21 protein-coding genes and 5 tRNA genes are annotated in these 25120 nt (G+C 44.0%); 7 read left to right on the top strand and 19 right to left on the bottom strand.

What is annotated here, in order from left to right:
- Positions 1 to 52 precede the first annotated feature (52 nt).
- From clpX to OZ660_RS13435, 8 genes are all read right to left on the bottom strand, one after another.
- Positions 53 to 1327 (bottom strand): ATP-dependent protease ATP-binding subunit ClpX, encoded by a 1275-nt coding sequence (clpX, locus tag OZ660_RS13400; protein ID WP_274741240.1) that lies wholly within the window; start codon positions 1325 to 1327, stop codon positions 53 to 55.
- Between the two features lie 74 nt (positions 1328 to 1401).
- The gene (gene clpP / locus OZ660_RS13405) at positions 1402 to 2031 is read right to left on the bottom strand and encodes an ATP-dependent Clp endopeptidase proteolytic subunit ClpP (protein WP_159627017.1); all 630 of its coding nucleotides are present in this window, start codon (positions 2029 to 2031) and stop codon (positions 1402 to 1404) included.
- Positions 2032 to 2129: 98 nt separating this feature from the next.
- Entirely contained in the window at positions 2130 to 3434 is a 1305-nt protein-coding gene (gene tig / locus OZ660_RS13410; protein ID WP_274741241.1) for a trigger factor, read from the bottom strand.
- 335 nt (positions 3435 to 3769) lie between these two features.
- Positions 3770 to 3846, bottom strand: a tRNA-Pro gene (locus tag OZ660_RS13415).
- Positions 3847 to 3888: 42 nt separating this feature from the next.
- Positions 3889 to 3973, bottom strand: a tRNA-Leu gene (locus OZ660_RS13420).
- A gap of 6 nt (positions 3974 to 3979) precedes the next feature.
- Positions 3980 to 4055 (bottom strand) — tRNA-His (locus OZ660_RS13425).
- Positions 4056 to 4144: 89 nt separating this feature from the next.
- Positions 4145 to 4221: transfer RNA gene (locus tag OZ660_RS13430), tRNA-Arg, on the bottom strand.
- 24 nt (positions 4222 to 4245) lie between these two features.
- A tRNA-Pro gene (locus OZ660_RS13435) sits at positions 4246 to 4322 on the bottom strand.
- Positions 4323 to 4726: 404 nt separating this feature from the next.
- Between OZ660_RS13435 and folD the strand changes: the two genes are divergently transcribed.
- From folD to OZ660_RS13465, 6 genes are all read left to right on the top strand, one after another.
- On the top strand, positions 4727 to 5581 hold the full coding sequence (gene folD / locus OZ660_RS13440) for a bifunctional methylenetetrahydrofolate dehydrogenase/methenyltetrahydrofolate cyclohydrolase FolD (RefSeq protein WP_202266071.1): 855 nt from the start codon (positions 4727 to 4729) through the stop codon (positions 5579 to 5581).
- 62 nt (positions 5582 to 5643) lie between these two features.
- Positions 5644 to 6219: a DUF1415 domain-containing protein gene (locus tag OZ660_RS13445; protein ID WP_274741242.1), complete on the top strand. Its 576-nt coding sequence runs from the start codon at positions 5644 to 5646 to the stop codon at positions 6217 to 6219.
- A 199-nt stretch (positions 6220 to 6418) separates the two neighbouring features.
- The gene (gene tsaA / locus OZ660_RS13450) at positions 6419 to 7135 is read left to right on the top strand and encodes a tRNA (N6-threonylcarbamoyladenosine(37)-N6)-methyltransferase TrmO (protein WP_159627028.1); all 717 of its coding nucleotides are present in this window, start codon (positions 6419 to 6421) and stop codon (positions 7133 to 7135) included.
- Between the two features lie 87 nt (positions 7136 to 7222).
- Positions 7223 to 8941 carry a proline--tRNA ligase gene (locus tag OZ660_RS13455; RefSeq protein ID WP_274741243.1) on the top strand — a complete coding sequence of 573 codons (1719 nt, stop codon included), beginning with the start codon at positions 7223 to 7225 and terminating at the stop codon, positions 8939 to 8941.
- 37 nt (positions 8942 to 8978) lie between these two features.
- On the top strand, positions 8979 to 9821 hold the full coding sequence (locus OZ660_RS13460) for an MBL fold metallo-hydrolase (RefSeq protein ID WP_274741245.1): 843 nt from the start codon (positions 8979 to 8981) through the stop codon (positions 9819 to 9821).
- 35 nt (positions 9822 to 9856) lie between these two features.
- Positions 9857 to 10852, top strand: a complete 996-nt coding sequence (locus tag OZ660_RS13465; RefSeq protein WP_202262023.1) for a phospholipase A — start codon at positions 9857 to 9859, stop codon at positions 10850 to 10852.
- A 13-nt stretch (positions 10853 to 10865) separates the two neighbouring features.
- Here the strand turns inward: OZ660_RS13465 and OZ660_RS13470 are convergent, their stop codons facing one another.
- The 11 genes from OZ660_RS13470 to guaB form a co-directional block, all read right to left on the bottom strand.
- The gene (locus OZ660_RS13470; protein WP_202262024.1) at positions 10866 to 11765 is read right to left on the bottom strand and encodes a histone deacetylase family protein; all 900 of its coding nucleotides are present in this window, start codon (positions 11763 to 11765) and stop codon (positions 10866 to 10868) included.
- Between the two features lie 68 nt (positions 11766 to 11833).
- On the bottom strand, positions 11834 to 13456 hold the full coding sequence (locus tag OZ660_RS13475) for a methyl-accepting chemotaxis protein (RefSeq protein ID WP_274741246.1): 1623 nt from the start codon (positions 13454 to 13456) through the stop codon (positions 11834 to 11836).
- Between the two features lie 99 nt (positions 13457 to 13555).
- Positions 13556 to 14281 (bottom strand): sulfite oxidase heme-binding subunit YedZ, encoded by a 726-nt coding sequence (locus OZ660_RS13480; RefSeq protein WP_202262026.1) that lies wholly within the window; start codon positions 14279 to 14281, stop codon positions 13556 to 13558.
- A gap of 4 nt (positions 14282 to 14285) precedes the next feature.
- Positions 14286 to 15143 carry a protein-methionine-sulfoxide reductase catalytic subunit MsrP gene (msrP, locus tag OZ660_RS13485; protein WP_274741247.1) on the bottom strand — a complete coding sequence of 286 codons (858 nt, stop codon included), beginning with the start codon at positions 15141 to 15143 and terminating at the stop codon, positions 14286 to 14288.
- Positions 15143 to 15841, bottom strand: a complete 699-nt coding sequence (locus tag OZ660_RS13490; protein WP_274741248.1) for a c-type cytochrome — start codon at positions 15839 to 15841, stop codon at positions 15143 to 15145. Before OZ660_RS13490 ends, msrP begins: the two co-directional genes overlap by 1 nt.
- 3 nt (positions 15842 to 15844) lie before the next feature.
- Positions 15845 to 16168: a plastocyanin/azurin family copper-binding protein gene (locus tag OZ660_RS13495; RefSeq protein WP_274741249.1), complete on the bottom strand. Its 324-nt coding sequence runs from the start codon at positions 16166 to 16168 to the stop codon at positions 15845 to 15847.
- Positions 16169 to 16179: 11 nt separating this feature from the next.
- A complete protein-coding gene (locus OZ660_RS13500; protein WP_274741250.1) occupies positions 16180 to 17202 on the bottom strand; it encodes a cytochrome-c peroxidase in 1023 nt (340 codons plus the stop codon).
- Complete coding sequence (locus OZ660_RS13505; protein WP_274741251.1) at positions 17199 to 18833, bottom strand: methyl-accepting chemotaxis protein; 1635 nt, start codon at positions 18831 to 18833, stop codon at positions 17199 to 17201. The genes OZ660_RS13500 and OZ660_RS13505 overlap by 4 nt, the downstream gene beginning before the upstream one ends.
- A gap of 462 nt (positions 18834 to 19295) precedes the next feature.
- Positions 19296 to 19961: a PEP-CTERM sorting domain-containing protein gene (locus OZ660_RS13510; protein ID WP_274741252.1), complete on the bottom strand. Its 666-nt coding sequence runs from the start codon at positions 19959 to 19961 to the stop codon at positions 19296 to 19298.
- 482 nt (positions 19962 to 20443) lie between these two features.
- Positions 20444 to 22021 (bottom strand): glutamine-hydrolyzing GMP synthase, encoded by a 1578-nt coding sequence (gene guaA, locus OZ660_RS13515; RefSeq protein WP_274741253.1) that lies wholly within the window; start codon positions 22019 to 22021, stop codon positions 20444 to 20446.
- Positions 22022 to 22190: 169 nt separating this feature from the next.
- A complete protein-coding gene (gene guaB, locus OZ660_RS13520; RefSeq protein ID WP_274741254.1) occupies positions 22191 to 23660 on the bottom strand; it encodes an IMP dehydrogenase in 1470 nt (489 codons plus the stop codon).
- A 100-nt stretch (positions 23661 to 23760) separates the two neighbouring features.
- Here guaB and xseA point away from each other — a divergent pair, with 100 nt between their 5' ends.
- The gene (gene xseA / locus OZ660_RS13525) at positions 23761 to 25113 is read left to right on the top strand and encodes an exodeoxyribonuclease VII large subunit (RefSeq protein WP_274741255.1); all 1353 of its coding nucleotides are present in this window, start codon (positions 23761 to 23763) and stop codon (positions 25111 to 25113) included.
- Positions 25114 to 25120: the final 7 nt, after the last annotated feature.

The following is a 25120-nucleotide window of genomic DNA, read 5'->3' on the forward strand; positions in this document are numbered from 1 at the left end:
TAGCGGTTTAAAAACAAAAAAGGCCCCGAGGGGCCTTTCTTAGTGCTCTAAATCATTCAGAGGCTGCTTTCTTTTCGTTACTGTCATATATCAAAATCGGCTTCGATTCCCCGCGAATCACGGTTTCATCAATGACGACTTTGCTGACATCTTCCATTGATGGAAGGTCATACATAGTGTCGAGTAGAACAGCTTCTACAATTGAACGAAGACCACGCGCACCGGTTTTACGCTCCATTGCCTTTTTGGCAATAGCGTTAAGTGCATCGTCACGGAATTCCAAATCTACATCTTCCATAGAGAATAGCGCACCGTATTGCTTAGTGATGGCATTCTTAGGTTCGCGTAAAATTTGAATTAACGCTTCTTCGTTTAACTCCTCAAGGCTGGTTACAACAGGAAGACGACCAATGAACTCTGGTATCAATCCGTACTTCACTAAGTCTTCTGGCTCAACCTGCTTAAACAGTTCGCTTATTTGCTTGCTGTTGTCTTTCGACTTAACCGTAGCACCAAAACCGATACCGGTATCTTTTTGCGCTCGCTGCTCAATTACTTTATCAAGGCCAGCAAATGCGCCGCCGCAGATAAACAAGATCTTAGAGGTATCAACCTGCAAGAATTCCTGCTGAGGATGTTTGCGACCACCTTGTGGTGGAACTGATGCGACAGTACCTTCGATTAACTTAAGCAACGCTTGCTGAACACCTTCGCCCGACACATCGCGAGTAATCGAGGGGTTATCAGACTTACGCGAAATTTTGTCGATTTCATCGATGTACACAATACCACGTTGTGCTTTTTCAACGTCATAATCACATTTCTGAAGCAGCTTTTGGATTATGTTTTCAACGTCTTCACCTACGTAACCGGCTTCGGTTAATGTAGTTGCATCTGCCATTGTAAACGGCACATCAAGCAATCGAGCCAATGTCTCAGCAAGTAACGTTTTACCGCTACCTGTAGGACCAATTAGCAGAATGTTACTCTTACCTAATTCAACACCGTCATGAACATCACCGTTGCGCAAGCGCTTGTAGTGGTTGTATACGGCTACTGAAAGTACTTTTTTAGCATGCTCTTGACCAATTACGTAATCGTCAAGATGCGCATGTATTTCACTAGGTTTAGGTAAAGCGTCCTGCTTTTGCTTTGGCGCGATTTCCTTAATTTCTTCGCGAATGATATCGTTACATAACTCAACACACTCGTCGCATATAAATACCGACGGGCCTGCTATTAACTTTCTTACTTCGTGTTGGCTTTTGCCACAAAACGAACAGTACAGTAGCTTATTATCACCGTCACCGCTTTGCTTATCACTCATTACTTTTGCCTCTGCCTTGCCCGAGCCGAAAACCATAACGTGCGATGCACTGGCTCGGGTTCTCTATAACTATACTACTTAGTTGCGGCTACGTCAGATCGATTTGCTAAAACTTGGTCAACTAGGCCGTATTCTTTCGCCTCAGTTGCACTTAAGAAGTTATCACGATCGGTATCACGAGCAACTTTTTCGTAGTCTTGACCAGTATGGTCAGCCATTAGGCGATTTAGCTTCTCTTTAATAGACAGAATTTCTTTCGCGTGAATTTCAAAATCTGAAGCTTGGCCTTGGAACCCACCTAATGGTTGGTGAATCATTACACGAGAATTAGGTAGGCAATAGCGCTTACCTTTGGCACCAGCAGACAACAAGAATGCGCCCATACTTGCCGCTTGCCCCATACATACGGTGCTAACATCTGGCTTTATGAAGTTCATTGTGTCGTATATTGCCATTCCCGCAGTTACTGAACCACCAGGTGAATTGATATAAAGGAAAATGTCCTTCTCTGGGTTTTCAGCTTCAAGAAACAGCATTTGAGCAACGATTAGGTTGGCCATGTGGTCTTCAACTTGCCCCACTAAGAAAATAACGTTTTCTTTCAATAGGCGCGAATAAATGTCATAAGAGCGCTCACCTTTTGAGGTTTGCTCTACAACCATTGGAACAAGTGCATTCATAGGGTCAAACGGGGTATTAGTCATAGCTACCTTGATTATCTAGCGTTAAAAACAAAAATGCTCGGAAGGCTCCGAGCATTTAAGCAGTTGCTGACAAGTATTGTCAATCAGACAGTAAAAAATTACGCCTGTTTGTTCATAACCTCGTCAAAAGCTTTAGTTACTTCAGTAACTTTTGCTTGCTCAAGAACCCACTCAATCGCTTGCTCTTCAAGTGCAACGTTTTGCATTTGCTGCATAAGCTCTTGGTTATTGTTGTAGTAATCAATAACTTCTTGTGGATCTTCATACGCAGATGCTGCAGTTTCGATCATCTCGTTAACTTTCGCTTCGTCAGCTTTAAGTTCGTTATTCTTGATAACTTCGCCAAGAAGTAGACCAATTGAAACACGACGCTTAGCGTTGTCAGTAAACAACTCAGCTGGTAGTTCAGGAAGGTTCTGACCACCGCCTTGTTGGCTGAAGCGTTGCTTTGCTTGCTCGCGAAGCGCATTTACTTCTTGATCGATTAGCGCTTGAGGAATATCGATTTCGTTAGCTTCTACTAGTTTAGCGATAACGTCTTCTTTAACCTGTGCTTTTAGCGTTTGGTCAAGTTCACGCTGCATGTTCTTACGAACTTCTGCTTTAAGTGCGTCTACACCGCCTTCTTCAACACCGAAAAGCTTCGCAAATTCTTCGTCAACTTTAGGTAGAGATTGACCTTCTACTTTCTTAACAGTTGCTTGGAAAACCGCGTCTTTACCTTTCAGGTTTTCTGCGTGGTAGTCTTCAGGGAAAGTTACTTCGATAGTCACTTCTTCGCCCGCTTTCGCACCTACAAGAGGCTTCTCGAAACCTGGGATCATGCGGCCTTTGCCTAACTCAAGTGCGAAATCTTCTGCTTTGCCGCCTTCAAATTCTTCACCGTCGATAGAACCAACGAAATCGATGATCACTTTGTCATCTTTTTTCGCTTTACGCTTAACTTCTTTCCAAGTTGCGTGTTGCTTCTGAAGCGTTTCCATCATGTTATCAAGATCTTCGTCAGTAATTTCTACTACTGGCTTTTCGATTTCGATATCGCTAACACCTTTCACTTCTACTTCTGGGTAAACTTCGAAAGATGCAGTAAATTCTAGGTCCTGACCGTCTTCGTCTTTAGTCAGTTCAAACTTTGGCATACCAGCTGGTTGGATTTTTTCTTGAATAACCGCTTGGTAGAAGTTTTGTTGCATTACGTCACCAGCAACTTCTTGGCGAACTGCTTGGCCGAAACGCTTTTTGATTACGCTTACAGGAACTTTGCCTGGGCGGAAGCCGTTAATGCGTTGTGTTTTTGCCAACTGCTGTAGGCGTGACTTAACTGCTGAATCAACCGCGTCTGCTGGAACGGTGATAGTAAGACGGCGTTCTAAACCCTGGGTCGTCTCGACTGAAACTTGCATTATGTTACCTCAACTATACGCCTTTACAGGCGTTTTGTTCTCAATCCCCTCTCCCGTCATGCAATGTTGCATATCACTTGCGGGGAAGAGGTCGTTATCTGACGTTTATACAATCATGGTTAGGACAATATTTATGTCAAAAAGCCAACCTGAAACAAACGTACTGGTTAAAAAAAGACGCGGTAGTATACAGCCGCAGATCACAAGAGTCGAGAGGGAAACACAAGTTTGTAACGCGCATTTGTGCAGAATACGACCAAACAAGCACTAAAAGTATCGATTCAGCGATAAATGGACATTTAGATTTAAAAGGCTTTCAAGAAAAGAGAGATAAATGGTCGGTGAGACAGGATTTGAACCTGCGACCCCTTGTACCCAAAACAAGTGCGCTACCAAGCTGCGCCACTCACCGACAGAGATATCTTTGAAAAGCTTTAGATAAAGCTTGAAAATATGGTGCGGAAGGAGAGACTTGAACTCTCACGCCGTGAAGCACTGGAACCTAAATCCAGCGTGTCTACCAATTCCACCACTTCCGCAAAAAGTGGGGTGGACGATGGGACTTGAACCCACGACAACCGGAATCACAATCCGGGGCTCTACCAACTGAGCTACGCCCACCATAGAGGTGCTTGCATAGTTTACATGTGAATTGTTAAACATGTAAACTTGAAAATTCTGCCATCCTGTCAGGACCTACCTGACCCGCATGGCGCGCCCGGCAGGATTCGAACCTGCGACCCACGGCTTAGAAGGCCGTTGCTCTATCCAGCTGAGCTACGGGCGCTCGGCGAATCTTCGCTGCAAAAAGTGGTCGGTGAGACAGGATTTGAACCTGCGACCCCTTGTACCCAAAACAAGTGCGCTACCAAGCTGCGCCACTCACCGACTGATGTAACTGCTTTCTGAGATGTTTTGTCTCTGTGCCGTTACGGGGTGCGAATATTACTGACATGACCCCACCTCGTCAAACACTTTTTTAAATAAATTTTCCAACCGCTCATAAAGCGCGCATTATAACTTTTTTTTGAACAAAAAGAGCAATAAACAAGCAAGAAATTACTTAGCTACACCCTTTTTTGTCGGCAAAATTAGCGTGACACGTTTTCATCATTTAAGCACAAATAAGAAAAACTGCGTTTGGATAAGAAAAAAGTGTACGGATAATTTGCGTTTGTACACATCTTTAGTCTCTTTTTTCATTAAGAGAAGGCTTAGTGCTGGTTTAGCAATAGCGTTTTGTGAAACAATATAGGGCACTTGTTGACCACTATACTTTAATAAATAACACTATGACCGCTCACCTCATCGACGGCAAACTAATTGCCAAACAAGTTCGCCAACACGTTACATCCTATGTTGAATCACTGACACAAGCTGGAAAAAGACAACCTGGTCTTGCTGTTGTCCTAGTAGGAAGTGATGCAGCGTCTCAAGTTTATGTTGCTAATAAGCGTAAGGCATGTGAAGAAGTAGGTTTTGTCTCTCGCTCTTTTGATCTACCTGCAGATACCACCGAAGAAACGCTACTTAACCTCGTTGACGAGTTGAACGAAGACAAGGAAATAGACGGCATTTTGGTTCAGCTCCCACTACCTGCAGGATTGAACGCTGAAAAAGTGTTAGAGCGCATTCAGCCACATAAAGATGTAGATGGATTCCACCCGTATAATATAGGTCGCCTCGCGCAGCGCATACCTGCCCTTCGTCCTTGTACGCCCAAAGGCATCATGACAATGATTGAGTCGACTAAAAGACCAGTAAAAGGCTTAGATGCAGTAATCGTAGGTGCTTCAAATATTGTCGGTCGCCCTATGAGTCTAGAGCTACTTCTTGCCGGATGTACGGTAACCACGTGTCATAAATTTACTCAAGACCTGAAAAGTCATGTTCAGCGTGCTGACTTATTAGTTGTGGCGGTAGGTAAACCTAACTTTATCCCTGGCGATTGGGTCAAACCTGGCGCTATCGTTATTGATGTGGGCATTAACCGCCTTAATGATGGGTCGTTAGTGGGTGATGTAGACTTTGAGAAAGCGAAAGAGCGTGCGGGATGGATCACCCCAGTACCAGGTGGTGTAGGCCCAATGACGGTAGCAAGCTTGATTGAAAATACGCTAGAAGCCTACGTTAAGTATCATTCTTAGTTCATTAGCTATTGGCACCATTGCATATGGTGCCTTTAATTCCCTTAGATTGTACACGTCCAATGCCAAACAAATACCAGCCCTCTTCTTTATCGCATTCCCATTACATCAACGCTACGCTAAATTGGGTGGATGATATTGTTATTGCGCATAACTTTTGTCCTTTTGCAAAATATGTTCGCTCTCCTAATCAAATTCGCCTTGAAGTACTCGCTGGCGATACTGGCGACATTCTCGAAGGCTTGTTTAATGAACTTCATCATTTAGACAATGACGACAAGACTGCAACCACGCTGCTGATATTAACTCATGAGGCGTTAGCTGATTTTGACGAATACCTCGACGTACTCGCGATTGCTGAGCGCATGTTACATGATTGGGGTTATAGCGGTACTTATCAGCTAGCGAGCTTCCATCCAAACTACGTATTTGATGGCAACACCGAGAACGACAGTGAGAACTATACAAACCGCTCACCCTACCCGCTTCTTCATCTGATTAGAGAAAGTGATATATCTCGTTACATGAAAAATGAAGATGATGCTGAAAAAATCTTCAGCCACAACATTGCTAAAGCAAAATCACTAGGTTGCCCATACTTTGAAGCGCAGTTAGAAAAAATGAAAACACGGAAATAAAAAAGCGGCTCACGATAGCGTGAGCCTAAATTTGATTGGATCCAGGGACCACATTTTTACAATTGCTATCAGTCAAAACTGATTAGTGCTTAAATGCGGCTCAAGTATTCACTTGAAGTGTTAACTTACCCGATGTTTATGAGAGTTATGTGACACTTCGCCCTTTTTTTCAGATTTTTAGATAAACCTGATGGTGTTCATGATGACGTCAAAGAATTACGCTTTCTCACCGATTGCGACCATTGCGACTCCCTTCAAACAGAAATTTGCCATCCCTCGCCAGCCGGGTTTAGCAAAAGCAAAAGGGACTATCAGCTTTTTACCGGGCTTTGACGACATCAATATGCTTGAAGGTATCGACGGCTTTTCACATCTATGGTTACTTTTTATCTTTCACCAAACTCAAGCCAGAGGCTGGAAGAGTAAAGTTAAAGCCCCTCGTTTAGGTGGCAATGCAAGTACTGGCGTATTAGCAACGAGAAGCACACATAGACCAAACAGCGTTGGCATGTCGGTAGTACTAAATAAAGGCATCGTAAAACACGGTGATTCCTATGCGCTTACCGTAGAGGGTGTCGACCTTGTAGATGGCACACCAATAATCGATATTAAACCTTACTTACCCTATGCTGATGCGATTAGCGGCGCTACCGATAAATTAAGCTCATATCATCCAATTCCGCAAAGAACGGTTCAATTTGACAGTGTCTTATCAGCAACACTTGAGGAACTGGAAAAACAGCACGGTGACTTTAAATCACTCGCCACGAGCGTGTTATCTCAAGACCCTAGACCAGCGTACAAGCAACAATGCGATAATGACCCCAAAACCTATAAAGTTGCACTATACAATGTTGACCTCAGCTTCATTGTTTTAGGTGGATGCGTGAGAGTGACGCAGATAAATCCGCTTTAAGCTAACGCGTTTGTGGCGAAATTGCTCACAGTTAATTAGAATACGCCAGATCTACGATAAATAATTTTTACAGGAAACCTGCTTTACATGCGCACTAGTCAATATTTGCTTGCCACGCAGAAAGAAACCCCTGCAGATGCAGAAGTTATCAGCCACCAGCTTATGCTTCGCGCTGGTATGATCAGAAAGTTAGCATCAGGACTTTATACCTGGCTACCGTCTGGTCTTCGCGTTCTCAATAAAGTAGCCAATATTGTTCGTGAAGAAATGAACAAAGCAGGCGCCATTGAAGTGCTTATGCCTGTGGTTCAGCCCGCTGATCTCTGGGAAGAGTCTGGCCGCTGGGACGAATATGGCCCTGAACTACTTCGCGTTAAAGATCGTCATCAGCGAGACTTTGTGCTTGGTCCGACACACGAAGAGGTTATTACCGCACTTGTACGTAATGAAATCAGTAGTTACAAACAGCTTCCTTTGAACCTATACCAGGTACAAACTAAATTCCGCGACGAAGTTCGCCCTCGCTTTGGCATTATGCGCGGTCGTGAATTTACGATGAAAGACGCTTATAGCTTTCACTTGGAGGAAAGCTGTCTAGAAGAAACTTACCAGAAAATGTATGACGCATACTGCAATATTTTCTCGCGAATGGGTCTAGACTTTAGAGCAGTTATTGCCGATTCAGGTTCAATTGGTGGTAACCATTCTCATGAGTTCCATGTACTTGCAGAGTCAGGTGAAGACGACATCGCTTTCTCAAGTGATAGTGATTATGCAGCTAACGTCGAAATGGCCGCGGCAGTTGCCCCTGAGAAGTCAGTTGCTTCAGGTGCCGCAGTTGAAACCAAGGATGCTAAAGGCAAAGATTTTAATGCTATTTTAAAAAGCGTAGAAGCCGACGCAACAAACGCCGTCAAAGTTGTATTGGTAAAGGCGACCTGTGATGTAAACAGCAAAGGCGAAGAAGTCATTGCCGACAAATGGGTAGCGCTTGTGCTTCGCGCGGACCACGAACTTAACGATGTCAAAGCAGAAAAATTGGACAACGTTGCTAGTCCACTTGTTGAAGCGTCGTTTGAGCAAGCAAAAGAAGTGCTTGGCGTTTCACCATTGTTTGCAGATGCAACTAACTTACCTGTACCAGCACTCATTGATGCCAGTGCAGCAGCCCTTGCAGACTTCACCACTGGTGCAGGCGCCGGCGGCAAAGTGAATATGAATGCTAACTGGTCTGAAGACGTCACTGGCGTTGATATTCGCAACGTGGTTGCAGGCGATGCTTCTCCTGATGGCAAAGGCACGCTTAATATCAAACGCGGCATTGAGGTTGGCCACATCTTCCAGCTAGGCAGTAAGTACTCTGAAGCAATGAACTGTGGCGTATTGACAGAAACTGGCAAGCATCAAACCTTAACCATGGGCTGCTATGGTATTGGCGTTTCACGTATTGTTGCGGCAGCCATTGAACAGAACCACGATAAATTTGGCATTAAGTGGCCAGATCCTATTGCACCGTTTAAAATTGCACTTATACCTATGAATATGCACAAATCTCACCGCATCAAAGAAGCAGCGGAAAAGCTCTACCAAGAGCTTGTTGAGCTTGGCGTTGAAGTTCTGTTTGACGACAGAAAAGAACGTCCTGGTGTTATGTTCAATGACATGGAGCTTATCGGTATTCCACACAGTATTGTTATTGGTGAAAGAAACCTAGATAATCAACAAGTTGAGTATAAGAATAGACGTACGGGCGAGAAGCAGTTATTAGATTTAAGCGCAGCGAGAGAGTTTGTCGCCGCACTCTAACATCTAAACTTGCCCAATAAGTAAGAACGAGGGGCGTATGCGGTTAACTTTTTATGGCGTAAGAGGGTCAATTCCCACACCGGGAGCCGATTTTATTCGCTATGGTGGCAACACTGCATGCGTCCATATAGAGCTTGAGGACGGTACTGATATCATTCTCGACTCTGGAACGGGTATTCGCAAGTTAGGCGGGCAGCTCGTTAAAAAGCAAACGCCCATACACTTGCTATTGAGCCACAATCACTGGGATCACATTCAGGGGTTTCCATTTTTTACGCCTATCTATCAAGAAAACCGTGAAATTAACATTTACCCCGGACAAACCATGCTCAATGAGCCTGACCAGATTATTCGTCAAATGGAAGGCTCGCTGTTTCCAGTCCCACCTGAAGCGCTAAAGGCCAACATCACCATCGAACAATTGCCTGAAGGGCAAGATAAATTCGCTATCGGTAGCGCTGTCGTCAAGCGCTTACGCATGAATCATCCGGGCAAAGGCAGTGCGTATTGTATTGAAGCAGACGGACTCAAAGTTGCCTATATCACAGACAATGAACTCTATCCGCCTTACAAAAAAGAAACTGATTTTTTAGAGTTTGTTATGTTTGCGCTCGATGCTGACCTTCTCATTCATGATGCACAATACATGTTGTCTGATATGCCAGCAAAAACCGGATGGGGCCATTCAATTGCCGAAGAAGCAGTAAAGTTGGCAATGGCATGTAATGCAAAAAAATTAGCGCTGTATAGTCATGATCCAGAACGCACTGACGACGATATAGATGATGTGGTGACCCACTGTAATGAATATGTCACTATTGCAGAGTCTACTTTACATGTATTTGCATCTTCGGAAGGCCAAACACTGGACTTCAGTTAAGCACAACTCAAAACCCTTATTATGGAGATTAAAAGGTGTCAGTGTTAAAGCCTTTATTGGTAGCAGTGATTGCTACCGTGTGTTCCCCTGTGTATTCGCAAACCCATCCCACCGATTACGAAGAAGAGAAGCTACCTTCAACAACCAAAGAAGCGCAATCTAATCAGGAAGAGGAAAAAAGTGGAATTGAAGTTATTGATATTATCAAACGCGACACGACCACTCAAAGTGCCCTTGATGAGCGATTAGAAGGTGATAAGGAAGCGCTCGATAATGTGTTTGCAATAACCCAACATCGGCAAAATTATTTTCTTCCTTACACTTATGCATCATCACCTAACACAATAGGTAATGAAGATCTTAATGAACAGAACGTTGATAACAACGAAGCAAAATTTCAAGTAAGTGCGAAGCTGCCTCTGTATCTTGAAGAAAGTGGCTTTGATGGTGTCTATTTCGGTTTTACGCTTACTTCATTCTGGCAGTTATATAATAGCGAAGTGTCTAAACCGTTTAGAGAAACTAACTACGAACCTGAAATTTTTTGGCAAGAAACCGCCGATTATTCTGTATTAGGCTACAAATTTAATACCTTTCAAGTTGGTTTTAACCACATGTCTAATGGGCAAAGCGGCTTTCGCTCTAGAAGCTGGAATCGAATATTTGCCTCTATCGTATTTAGCGATGACGACGACATTTACTACCTAAAAACCTGGTATCGCATTCCTGAAGATGAAAAGGAGAGCCCTTCTGACCCTTCTGGCGATGACAACCCAGATATTCTAGATTACTACGGTCGTGTGGAATTAGGCTATGGCCGCAAAGTTGGCGCGTTCAAGATGCTAGCGCTGCTTCGCAACAACTTAGATTTGGACTCAAATAGAGGTAGCATACAGCTAGATCTTACTTATCCTATTTCGGATAGATACGAAGTGCTATTGCAGTACTTTAATGGTTACGGCGACTCACTTATCGATTACAACCGTTCACAAGAACGTATTGGTATCGGTTTTCAACTGCATTTCTTGTAAGTTGTCTCGCCGTTTACGTGATTACACCAGCCGCGCGGTAGAGCTGAATATGTACATCAACCAGTGCGGCAATGTCGCGCTGGTATCCTCCACCAATAACTGCCGCAATAGGCACGCCGAGTCTATGCGCTAGTTCAAATACTTGCTTATCGCGCTGATAAACACCCTCCGTCGTAATATTAAGATGACCTAAGTCGTCATTAATGTGTACGTCTACTCCAGCATCATAAATAATGGCGTCAGGTTGGAATTGTCTTAGTGCGAGTGTAAGTGCTTCTTCCAACGTCGACAGGTATTCATCATCGCCTGTGCCCTTTGCTAAACCAATATCTAAATCCGATTGCTGTTTGCGATAAGGGAAGTTCTTTTCACCATGAATCGACAGGGTAAATATGTCGGGGTCATTTTCGGCCAGCTTGGCGGTACCATCCCCTTGATGAACATCCAGATCAACAATAAGTACGTTTTCAATTTCTGGAGACTGTTGCATTGTTTTGGCTGCAATATATAAATCGTTAAATAGGCAAAAGCCTGAGCCGAAGTCTGAAAAAGCGTGATGGTAGCCACCGGTTAGATTTAGAGCCTTACCTGTCTCAAGGGCCAATTGCGCGGTTAAACGAGTACCTGCAACAGCAGTACGCGTGCGCTCGATGAGTTGCTCCGACCAGGGAAAGCCGATTCGACGCATTGCTTGTTTATCTAACTCTCCGGTTGTCAAAGTACGAACATAGTGCTCTGAAAAATAGGTAAGAAGGGTTTCATTGTCTATGGGGGTTGGCGCAACAAAGCGACTTGACTCAATGCCTCTTTTGACTAGCTCGTCACGTATTCCTACGTACTTTTCTATTGGAAAGCGATGTCGCTCTGGCAAGTCAAGTTGACTGTAAATCGGATGAAAAACTAACGGGGTCATTAAAACACAGTACCTTTATTGCAAAAAAAGGAGCGCGAAGCTCCTTTTGTAATACTGACAAAGCTAACTTATCGGGTCAAACTGTTGACGACCTTTTCCACGTTATGCGACATGCTTTTCATCGAACGTGACATATCATCTTTTTGCGCAAGTTGATGATAGCGTTCAGATGACGTTACTACCTTGCTAATAATCGCCTCTACTTGGTGTAACACGGCTTCTTGTTCATCCGCGGCTTCATTGAGGGCCACAACGACACTGGCCGTTTCTTGAATATCGCGAACCACATTATTAAGTGTTTCTAACGCTGTAGCGGCTTCAGAGGCGTTGGTATCTGACAGTTGCTTACCTGATGCCATAGCAGCAACGGCACCTTTTGCTTCCGACTCAAAGCTGCTTAAAATGTCATTAATTTCTTTGGTGGATTGTTGCGTTTTTGCTGCCAGAGCGCGAACTTCGTCAGCAACAACAGCGAAACCTCTACCGTGTTCACCTGCCCTTGCAGCTTCAATTGCAGCGTTTAGGGCTAACAAGTTGGTTTGATCAGCAATTTCGTTGATTACATTAACCACTTTCAAAATATTAGTACTACGACTTTGTAACTCTGACACGATATTACTCGACTCGGTTACCGTTTTAGCAAGCTGTTTAAACCCAAGGTTTGCCTTTTCAAATGTCGTATAGCAACTAGCGACATTTTGTTCTGAGTTATTTGTCGCCACTGCAACCTGATCAGTAATAGCCACCAGATTTTGCACAATCTCTCTAAGCTTATCAGTGCTATTATCAAGAGAGCGAGAAGCGTCACGCTGTTCGTTAGCGCCTTCCATTATTGATTGACCCACATGATTCAGCGTACCAAACGCGCGCTCCATCTCACGTTCAGCCTCTTGAAGCTGAACCACAGACTCATTGAGTTTGCTTTGTAGTGCTCTTGCAGAGTCTGCTAGTACACCTAATTCATGTTGACTGGTGTAATTTAACGCATAGTCATATTTGCTGTTGGCCAAATTGGCAATACATGCCGCCACTTGTTTAGTGGGCTTGATAACCTGCGAACGCAATCTGGAAATAACATAAGCTACCGATGCGATAGATAGTATTATTGCTGCTAGCAAGATCATCCACAGCATACTGCGCGTTGTCGCTTTTAGCGTTGCAATTGCATTGGCGGACTCGCTTGCAATGTCATCAGCGATACTAGAGAGTAACTTTGCTGGCTCACGGTCAATTCCACGTACATAACTATCTCCCACTTTCGGGTCAAAGCCAGATGCCACAAACGCCTCATAGCCCTCTCGATATTTTGCCGCCATCAATGCATGCGCTTTTTGAAATTGACGTATTTCTGATTTCGCTTTATCGCTAATGACATCATTGGTAAGCATCAACTCGAACTGTTGGGTAATTTCAGTCTCGCGTTGCTTGAAGCGGTTCCAGTACTTTTCTCTATCCTCTTGTTTATGGCCACGAAGTAATACATTTTTCCATTCTTGTACCTGTGTCTTGAATGTACTTAGTACACTATTTACATCGCGTTCAGATTGCACCAACGTATTTTCTAGTTCATCAAACGAACTGAGTACCGAAAAAGATTTTAAGATTGAGGCGTCATTGAGCAAAACAAGTAAACATAAACTGGCGAGAACAGGCGTCATTACTAAACGGCTAATGCTAGTGTAATTGAACACAATATAACCTTTTGGGAGGTGTCGAAAATTGATGCCGCTATTAAATGTTATTTTTATGACAATACTGTTACACAGCAGCAAACAAGTCGCGAATTTAGATTAATCTTGCTCAAGGTATTTAGCGCCACGTCCTTTATTGTGACGATATACGAGCATACCGTTGTCCGTTGCATTTTTACTATTTTTCATAACGCCAAACCACACCCTATGAAGTAACAAGATAAAAATACCAATTGCCCAGGGTACAACCTCGTTACTGCCTTGTTTCTCGCTAAGCATGAAGTGACACAGTACGATAATTGCCAATAGGTAAATACTACGATGAATCTGGCGCCACCTGCGCTTTAGCGCCCTTTGAGCAATATCGGGGCTGGTTATAGCCAATACCGTCAATATCGACCAGCCTAACCACCCAAAGGCTACAAAATATCGATTACGCGCATCCCATACAATCTCTTGCCAATACCATGCAAGGTCAAGCCATAGGTAAATTAATAGATGCGTGAAGGCAAACCACGTGCTTACCAACCCTAGACTTCGGCGTAGCTTTATTAGCCAATTCCAGTCACTCAAACGCTTGCCGTAAGAAAGGTGCCAGTACTGACATACTATAACGAACCACCTTCGCAGAGGCGTAATGAGCAATACGAGAATGAGGTACGCAAGTGAGTATTGCCCTGTAAGTGCCATTAACGTTTGATATACGTTGTGCTGAGTATCGATATAGTTCCAGACTAAAAAACCACTTAGCAAGAAACCAGAGACATAGATTGCATAACGGAGAAAAGCGCAATGGCGCCCCAAAAAGCGTAGTGTTCTTTCCACATTACTACTCGCTATACATCTGAGCTACCTGCTTGGCGAACCCATTGAAACGCTGTGTAGGTCGCTTTTGCTTTTCTCCAAGTAACAGTTCCCTTCTTTGACTCCATCTTGGATGAGGTTTCTTCGGATCTACGTTGGCATAGAAAGAATACTCGCTGGGGCTAGCTTGCTCCCAAGAACCGATTGGCTGTGAGCTTGTGAACTCTATGCGCGTTACGGCTTTTATACTTTTATAACCGTATTTCCAAGGCACTACCAAGCGCACTGGCGCTCCGTTTTGTTTTGTTAGTGGTTTGTCGTACATCCCCAAAGCTAGAATGGTAAGAGGATGCATTGCTTCGTCTAGCCTCAACCCCTCAACATAGGGCCAGGAAAAATGCTCACGCCTTTGCATTGGCATTTCAGACGGTCTGTAAACGCTATAGAACTTAACGTATTTAGCGCTGCTTTTAGGGGTAACTAGCGTCAATAAGTCGCGCAGTTGGATACCTTGCCACGGAATAACTGCTGTCCACCCTTCAACACAACGCATAGGATAGACTCGAGAAACCGTTGGCGTAATGTGGTCAACATTTAAAACCGTAGGCTCTTCTACCTCGCCGTCTATAGTTATAGTCCAAGGTGAAATAGCGAGCGCTTTAGCAAGGTGATGAATGACTTTTTTGTTATCTGAAAACTCGTAGTAATTGCAGTAAGTAGAAGCGGTTTTCATAGGGGTTACCAGTTGGCTACCACTTGTTTGAGAAAACACGTAGTTAGGCATAGACGCCAATAAACCGGTACAAAAGGCCTGCTTAATAAAATGGCGTCTATTTAAAAATAATGCTTCTTGCGTAATGGGCAAAGATGTAAAGCGTTGCATCACTTCCTCAACGACATCACATAATTAACTACGTGCTCAATCTCTTCCTTATTGAGCTGATCGCCCCACGGGGGCATTTGACCAGACCGTTGCATGGCTTCCCCTCCTTTTGTAACAATACTCACAATGTACTTTTTTGGAAGCCTTGAAAGTGTGAGGTTATAAGGAGGTGGAGATTTAATGATTTTACTCATTCTCCCATTTCCCTCGCCAGTTGGCCCGTGGCACAAAACGCACCGCGTTTCATAGATATCTCTGCCAGCAAACGAGTCCATAGTATCTATCACACTAGAGCTTTTGTTCTTTAGCATGGCTAAGCCTTGCTGCGTGTCACGCTTGAGCAACATGAGGAAATCAACAACACTTTCCAATTCTGTCCACGTTAATTCAGCCCCCATCGGAGGCATAAAATCAGAGATATGTTCAAGCGATGCACCATGGGTTACCACATCATGTATCTCGCCACGGCTTTTTGCTCGAATACGTTTAAGTAGATTCGTATTCGGGTAGTTTTTAAGCTTCATTGGGAGAACGCCTTCTCCCATAGCTTGCATTCCGTGGCAAAGTACACAACGTTCTTGATAAACTTTGGCACCGATTTCGACAGTTGGCTCAGTTTCTTGTTGCTGAGCCCCTATCGCTAAGGTTGGCAAAAGTAAGAGCAAACTACTCAACACGGATAGTGAGAAAGTTTTCATTTTTTAGCCCTCAGGCTCTTCAACATGTATAACCATTCGCATTGAAGGGTGAATCGCACACTCAACCTCCACTTCTCCTGCTGTGTCGAATTGAATATCACGGTGCTCCCCCTGTGGAAATGAACCCAAATCAAAAAGGGCCGCATCCGACAGTGAAAAGACGTTGTGAAAAAACGAATCTTCATTTACAAAGCGCACGGTATCTCCCACTTTTATCGATACTTCACTTACGGTGAACGCTTTATCTTTTTGCCCCACTACTACGGGGTCATTTGCTAATACAGTGGTTGAGCTGAAAAAAACAAGAGCAGTGAAAAATCTATACATAAACGTAATCCTTAAAGAGGCAATATAGGTAAAACAAATGCTTTTGGTGGTGTCGTTAGCGACTCCATAAAAGCGACAATGTCTTCTTTTTCTTGCTGAGATAAGTTGAGCGTTTTCATATTTGGGGAACGATTTTCTTTTACCACGCCACCAATGGCGTAGTGCTCAACAACTTCCATCAATGTTTCGGCGCTACCGTCGTGAAAGTACGGAGCAGAAAGCGTTATGTCACGAATAGTGGGTGTTTTAAAGGCGCCTTTCATCAGTCGCAAAGGGCGCTGAGTATAGCGGCCCAAGTCAGGGTTCTCTTCACCAAAGGACGCGAGCCCCAAATTGTGAAAGCCGTTATCGGTAAAATTTGGTGCGCTATGGCAAACGGCGCAATTTCCTTTATCTGGGTCAACAAATAGCGCAAAACCTCTGATTTGCTGTGCAGTCAATGCGTTTTCATCGCCTCTTACCCAGTTGTCAAACGGGGAGTCTCGGCTGACAATGGTGCGTTCAAAAGACGCAAGTGCTTTGGCTATTTGCTCCACGCCTATGGGCTCGCCGGGAAATGCCTCTTCAAAGTGCTCTTTATATTCAGACTCACTTAGAAAATCGATGAGCTTTGGGATATCCATATTCATTTCTGCGGTATTACGCATAGGTCCGATAGACTGATCTTCCAATGTTTTTTCGCGTCCATCCCACATTTGAATGTCGTTATACCCAGTATTAACAACAACCGGTGATGCACGGCCCAACACCATACTCTTATGACCTCTCGCCGTTTTCTGACCATCTGACCAGCCAAACAAAGGCGAGTGACACGAAGCACAAGACATATTGCCGTCTCCGCTTAATCGAGGATCAAAAAACAGCATTTTTCCAAGCTCTACTTTAGCGGGTGTGAGGGGATTATCTTTGGGCGTTGGAACATCTTTAGGCAGGAGCCATTCTTGTAACGATGGATGCCCTGCTTTATACACATAATCGTTTGCAAGAGCGTGCAAGGACACAGCTAAAAGCACAACTAATACAAGTCGTTTCACTTGGGATCTCCTATCAATTTGAAATAAGAAACAAGCGACTGCAACCTGCTTGATGATTTGGTTAAGCTGTCGGATAACCCTTCCATGTCTGCAACAGAAAGCGTAGTTGAATCGATAACGCCTTTTAACTTTTCCATCGCGGCAATAATCGCACGTGTTTCCTCAAGCTGTTTATCCCCCAATAAGGATGTTTCTTCTATGCGCTCTTCACTGTTGCGTATAAGTGACTCCGCATTAAGGATATTGTCTAACGTCGACTCAAACTCATGCCCCTGACGTTCAACTTTGTTGCTGGTTTCACTCATCTGCGTAACCATCGTTGTCACGCTAGATGTTAGTTGTTGAGCAAGTGCGGCAATTTCGTCAACCGACTCATTAGAGCGCGACGCAAGGTTTCTCACTTCATCCGCAACGACCGCAAAACCTCTACCGCTCTCCCCTGCTCTTGCTGCCTCTATAGCTGCGTTAAGCGCAAGTAAGTTGGTTTGTTCTGATATGGCCGCAATGTTTTCAGAAATAGAAGTGATATTCTGAACGGCAAGCCCCATTTGCTCAGCACATTGATTTGATACGTTTATCGCATCAATCACCTCTGCGATGTTACGCTTGGTCACCTTCGCTTGCTCCAGTGCTCGCAAAGCCGTGGCGCTCGCTTCTGCGCTCTTCGTTTGGGCAATGTGCAATTGCTCTGCAGTTTGTTCACTTATGTCGATATTTGTTTTAGCGCTTATATCAATACGTTCATAAGTTGTGGTTAATGCGTTTACATTCTCAATTGACTGGTGTGTAGCGTCTTTTACAACTGATACGTTTCTAAATAGGCTTGCTGCTCTGTCTGATATCTGATGAACCGTTTTTTCAAGTTTGTCGATGGTGACAGAAATAGCGTCATTTACTTCGCCTATTTCACACTCACTGCGCTTTTCTACTCGACTTGTTAAATCGCCTTCACTGACCTTATTTAATACTTTTCGCACGTAATTAAGTCTATCTTTCAACGTTTTACCGAAGTAGAGTGCAATTCCCAGAGACACCAAGCCACCCACGCAGCAAAATATTATCAACGTATAAACCAAACGCGTGTTTTGTGAAGAATTTGCCTCTTTAAGTTGTGTAAGCTGTTCAGACTCTCGCTTTACAAGTTCTAAGCTTATTTTTTCAAGGCTTGATATCAGCGGCTTCATTTCATTAGCGATAATCATTGCCTCTGCATCTAGATTTCGCTTTGCCTTGCCAATAACTTGCATTTGTCTGGGCTTAATCTCATCAAACAAACTGCGCATTTCAACCAGTTTAGGATCATTTCCAAGAGCATTATTTAGATGTGTTAGCTCTTCCTCAACCGTAGACGTAGCCTTGATAGTTGCAATGGCGCTTTGCCTGATATCATCCTGAGAAGACGCGGCTATCAACGACTTTACTTCGGCATTGAGCGCTAGATTCGCTACCATGAATGTTAACGCCATATCTTGCCGACTTTTGAGGTCATCGATAGCGTCTTGAAGCGACTCACTTTGAGAAAAAAGTGTATTTGCTGCTAACCCGACAATAGACAAGCACACCAGAATTGGCACCGCGCCAACAAGGTAGAGCTTAAACTGCCAACTTGCCATGTTTAGGTTTGAAAACATCCTGTCAATTCTTCTTAAGTTTAATTTTCAATAATACTTAACGAAAGAATAGACGAGTTCGCACAACCTGCAAAAAATTTGAGATTGTAGAGCGTGTTGTGCGTTTCAGGACATTTAATACCTCTAAGTAAGTTACAGGTAATAGGAGGAGTCAGTCGTTTTCTAGTAGATAATTTTAAGCACTATTATTGGTGACGATCGTGGAGCTAGAAGAGGCGCCTAAGGTGCGGCAAGCACGTATTGTTATCGCTATTGCAAATCCGTTTTTGTGACGAAATTAGTTCCGGAACGGAACATTATTCCTGTGATAATTACGTGTTTTTTCGTGATGCGGGAATACTGACTCGGCGTCAAATGTATAGCTGTTGGTATGAATTGATGCTGAGAATGACATTATTGTTGTGATAGCTCTGAAGAAGAAGATGGTGCGTAAATGTTTTACGCACCTAAAATAGAATTTAGTTACTTTTTGATTCTGCGGCGAACCATCAGTCCAGCTAGACCTAGGCCAATCATAACAATCGAGCCTGGCTCTGGAGCCGGAGTAGGGCCTTGCTGTGGAGCGTCAATTAAAAGAACGTATCTTTGCCAAGTACTATCAGAGTTAAGGTTTGTAGTTAAACCAGATCTCCACCCTCCAAAAACATTATCATTACTACTCATATGCCAAGACAAACGCTCAGAACCATCATCACCGGCACAACCAGGATCGCCGAAAAGGGATGAATTACAAACATCTGCGCTATTTTGGAAAATTCCAGATGTTGGTGAAAAACCTACAGAGCCACTTCCTGAACTTCTGTACCAATACGCCCCATTGAACAATTGAGTCTCATTTAGAGCAGTGGATAGTACTAAAAAATCAGACACTTTTATCGCAGCGAATAGATCATATGTAGTAGCACCATCACTAGAAGATGATGCCAAAGCCATATATTTCGATGAATCAACTCCGGCTAATAGTGAACTCCAAGAAAAAGAGCCCGAGTAAGCGCCTTGGTATTGTATCGTCCAACCGTCATTGCTAACGTCCGTTTTGAGTAAATCATTAGCAATACCTGTGATAATAGCGGAATGAGTTACAAAACTCATCAGACTTAAAAGTACAAAACAGAATAATTTTTTCATTAGATTGACACCTATTTTATATTAACTATTCGATGCGATATGCATAACAGGGTTATAAGCATTAGACGTACCAATCTATAAGATCCTAATATTTCGAATAATATTTTTTATTCTGTTTTTGTATGTAAAATATACTGACAGAGTGAGTGTTTCAATCCACTACTGTTAATGAGGGGTAAAGTTTCAAGAGAGGTTATATTTTTCAATGTCTGCCCTAGCCGAGCAAACCAAGTTCGACATACCGTTGTTGACTGTCTAGATGTATCTGAACGCTCTCCACGACTGTGATTCAAAAAACCTTTTTTGCCCGAGTTGATCATTGCAGTAATATCAGACAACTTGTTCTTAGCTTTAGCTATAGCCGTACCAACATGTTTTGTGCTTAAAGGCTTTCGATAGTAAGCACCTTCGCAGGCCATATATATAAGGCTACTTTACAAAAATAAAGTAGCCTTATAAATCAATCCATTATTATTGATTAATTATTCCCATTCGATAGTCGCAGGCGGCTTACCAGAAATATCGTAAACCACGCGGCTAATGCCGTCGATTTCATTGATGATACGGTTCGACACCTTACCTAAGAAATCGTATGGCAAGTGTGCCCAATGTGCCGTCATAAAGTCGATGGTTTCAACAGCTCGCAGACTCACCACCCAATCGTATTTACGCGCATCACCCATTACGCCTACTGAGCGCACTGGTAGAAATACGGTAAATGCCTGACTTACTTTCTGATAAAGGTCGGCTGCATAAAGCTCTTCAATAAAGATAGCGTCAGCACGACGTAATAAATCGCAATATTCTTTCTTTATTTCGCCAAGTACACGAACACCAAGACCTGGCCCAGGGAACGGGTGACGGTAAAGCATGTCATACGGCAAACCTAGCTCGAGACCAATTTTGCGTACTTCGTCTTTAAATAGTTCGCGCAGCGGCTCAACAAGACCTAGTTCCATATCTTCTGGAAGGCCGCCCACGTTGTGGTGCGACTTAATGACATGCGCTTTGCCCGTTGCAGAGCCAGCAGACTCAATCACGTCAGGGTAAATCGTACCTTGTGCTAGCCATTTCGCGTTCTCACGCTTGCCTGCTTCTTCATCGAATACACGAACGAACTCATTACCAATGGCTTTGCGCTTAAGTTCAGGGTCTTCAATGCCTTTAAGACGCTCAAGGAATCTGTCCTCAGCATCAACGCGAATGATGTTAAGTCCGAAATGATCGCCGAACATTTCCATTACTTGGTCAGCTTCATTTAAACGCAATAAGCCGTTATCTACGAAAACACACGTCAGATTTTTGCCGATTGCACGGTGAAGAAGCATAGCCGTGACTGATGAATCAACTCCACCAGAAAGTCCAAGAATAACTTCTTCATCACCCACTTTTTCTTTAATACGCTCAATGGCATCGTCAATAATGGCACCAGCGGTCCAAAGCTTCTCGCACTTACAGATATCCATAATGAAATGGGTAAGTAAACGCATACCTTGGCGTGTATGTGTTACTTCAGGGTGGAATTGTACGCCGTAGAACTGCTTTTCTTCGTTATACATTGCCGCATGCGGACACGATGGCGTTTGCGCAACAGTTTCAAATCCAGCTGGAATAGACGCTACTTTATCGCCATGGCTCATCCATACATCAAGTAATGCCGAGCCATTGTCACTAATGGCGTCTTCAATTTTGTCCAACAGCGGGCTTGGCTTGATAACTTCAACTTGCGCATAACCAAACTCGCGCTTGTCAGAACCCTGTACCGCGCCGCCTAATTGCTCAGCCATAGTTTGCATGCCATAGCACACACCTAGTACGGGTACGCCCGCTTCGAAAACGTATTGCGGCGCACGCGGAGAACCTGCTTCAGTCACTGACTCTGGGCCACCTGACAAAATAATGCCTTGCGGATTAAATTCGCGGATCTGCTCTTCGGTCACATCCCAAGCCCAAAGCTCACAGTAAACACCAATTTCGCGAACACGACGTGCTATCAACTGCGTGTATTGCGAGCCAAAATCCAAAATAAGTATGCGTTGAGCGTGTATGTTTAAACTCATAAAAAGCCTTTTTCTCTTTCCAACCACTAAGCAACGTGTCGCGATATAGCGTGGGCAAAGTGTTTGTAAACAGCCTGTCCAAGGCATGGATGCCGAGGCCAAGCTCCCATGGATGGGTTTACAGCGTGGTTGTGTCAAACACTATGACCACGCTGAGTGGTAACTCGCCTTAACCTAAACGGTAGTTTGGCGCTTCTTTGGTAATGCTTACATCGTGCACGTGGCTCTCGCCCATACCGGCTGATGTTACACGAACAAACTGTGCTTTGGTGTTGAGCTCTTCAATAGTTGCACAACCCGTTAACCCCATTGCTGAACGCAAGCCACCCATTTGTTGGTGAATAATGTTCGCAATTGGGCCTTTGTATGCAACGCGACCTTCAATACCTTCAGGCACGAGCTTTTCTGCATTATTAGATTCTTGGAAATAACGGTCTGATGAACCGTGGCTTTGGTTCATTGCACCGAGTGAGCCCATACCGCGATAAGACTTATAATAACGACCTTGGTATAGCTCTACTTCACCAGGCGCTTCTTCTGTACCGGCTAACATGCTGCCCACCATTACACAGCTCGCGCCAGCGGCTAGGGCTTTAGCGATGTCACCTGAGAAACGAATACCACCGTCAGCAATGACAGGAATATTGGTGTCTTTAAGCGCTTCAACAGCATCTGACACTGCAGTAATTTGTGGTACACCGCATCCTGTAACAATACGCGTAGTACAAATTGAGCCAGGGCCAATACCCACTTTAACCGCATCAACACCAGCTTCTGCCAGTGCTTTCGCACCATCACCTGTTGCTACGTTACCTGCAATAATTTGCACATCTGGGAAGTCAGCGCGTACTTTCTTAACGCGATCGATAACACCTTGTGAGTGACCGTGTGATGTATCGATAAGCAACACATCAACACCAGCATCTACTAATAGCGCGATACGCTCGTCAGTACCTGGGCCAACACTCACTGCTGCACCCACGCGAAGACGACCTAGTGAGTCTTTACATGCGTTTGGCTTGTTTTCCGCTTTTTGGAAGTCTTTAACCGTAATAAGACCTGTTAGTTTAAAAGCATCGTCAACCACGAGGATTTTTTCAATTCGATGCTCATGCATAAGGTCTAGTACTTGGTCTGAACTTGCGCCTTCTTTAACTGTAACCAGATCATCCTTACCGGTCATTACGTTGCTGATTGGCAATTCAAGACGTTTTTCAAAACGTAGATCACGACCTGTTACAATACCGATAAGGTTGTTATCTTCATCAGTTACAGGAAAACCTGAGTAACCAAGGCGCTTAGAAAGTGCAATGACTTCGCCAATTGTCGCGTCCTGTGACACGGTTACCGGATCAGAGACCACACCACTTTCGTACTTCTTCACTTCACGTACGTGCTTAGCTTGCTCTTCAGGCTTCATGTTTTTATGAATAAATCCAATACCACCCTCTTGCGCTAGCGCAATAGCTAGACGGGCTTCAGAAACCGTGTCCATGGCTGCAGACACCATTGGAATATTTAACGTTACGCCACGCGTAAGGCGTGTTTGTAAGTTGGCTGTGTGAGGGAGGACGGTCGAGTGGCCGGGAACCAGCAACACATCGTCGAACGTCAGGGCTTCTTGGATGATACGTAGCATGCAACAACACCTATTCAGTTGAGGGTTAATTGCGGCGCAATTGTAGTGTTTTTTAGTTTTCAGGTAAACTCTAAATGTATTAAACCCAGTGATTTTTTTTATGTTTACAAATTCGCCATCTACCTCTCGACAAATTTTAACAGTTACTAAGCTAAATCGCTTAGCCAGAACCGTACTAGAAGGTGAAATTGGCCTTATCTGGCTATCGGCAGAAATCTCCAATTTTGTTGCCGCTGCGTCAGGACATTGGTACTTCACGCTAAAAGATAATAAAGCGCAAGTTCGCGCAGCAATGTTTAAAGGCGCAAATCGCAATGTGCGTATTCGCCCGAAAGAGGGTGACAAAATACTAGTGCGCGCATCCGTTGGGCTTTATGAGGCACGTGGCGACTATCAGCTTGTGGTTGAGCACATGGAAAGCGATGGCGAGGGTGCGTTAAAACAAGCCTTTGAAGCGCTAAAATTTAAGTTAAATAATGAAGGCCTGTTTGATGCTGCTCGCAAGCGCCCGCTTCCTGAAAAAATCAATCGAATTGGTGTCATTACGTCTTCTAGCGGCGCTGCGCTTCACGATGTACTAAGCGTTTTAAAACGTAGAAGCCCGCAGACGGAAGTCATTGTCTACCCCTCAATGGTCCAAGGTGATACTGCACCGACACAGCTTATTCATGCACTTCAAACTGCAAACCAGCGCAATGAAGTTGACGTTATCTTGCTCACGCGTGGTGGTGGCTCACTTGAAGATTTGTGGTGTTTCAATGATGAACGACTGGCCCGCGAAATAGCCCTTAGTGAGCTTCCTGTGGTAAGTGCTGTAGGGCACGAGGTAGACTTTACAATATCTGATTTTGTGGCAGATGTAAGAGCCCCTACCCCATCCGCAGCTGCCGAGATTTTAAGCCAAGATGCCAAAGCACTGTATGCATTAATTGCACAACATCAACAGCGTTTAGGTCGCGCTATTTATCACGTCATTGAAACCAATAAACAGCGATTGAAGTTACAGAATCAACGACTAAACGCCCTGCATCCACAAAGTAAAATACAACATCAGTGGCAGACCCTAGATAGGTTGCAATTGAGACTACAGCATCAGATTCAACGTGACATCTCTCGATGTGACAGACAGTTGCATTCTCTAGTCTCCAGACTAACTCAGCAATCACCTGCATCAAAGCTTGCCGCAGCACAAAACAAATTATCGAGCGAGCAGAGCCGTCTTAACAGCGCAATGCAGGCATTTATAAAAGCGAAAAAAAGTGAACTTGGAGGCAAAGTGTCACTCTTACAGTCGGTAAGCCCGCTCTCTACGCTAGCAAGAGGCTACTCAATTACATTGTCAGATAAAGATACGGTTAACAAAGTAGCAACTGTAAATATTGGCGATGAGATAAAAACGCGAGTGACTGATGGCGAAATAACCAGTACAGTAACAGGTATTCACCAGCAATAGGAATGCT

Source organism: Alteromonas sp. 009811495 (genome assembly GCF_028865455.1).
Lineage (GTDB): Bacteria > Pseudomonadota > Gammaproteobacteria > Enterobacterales > Alteromonadaceae > Alteromonas.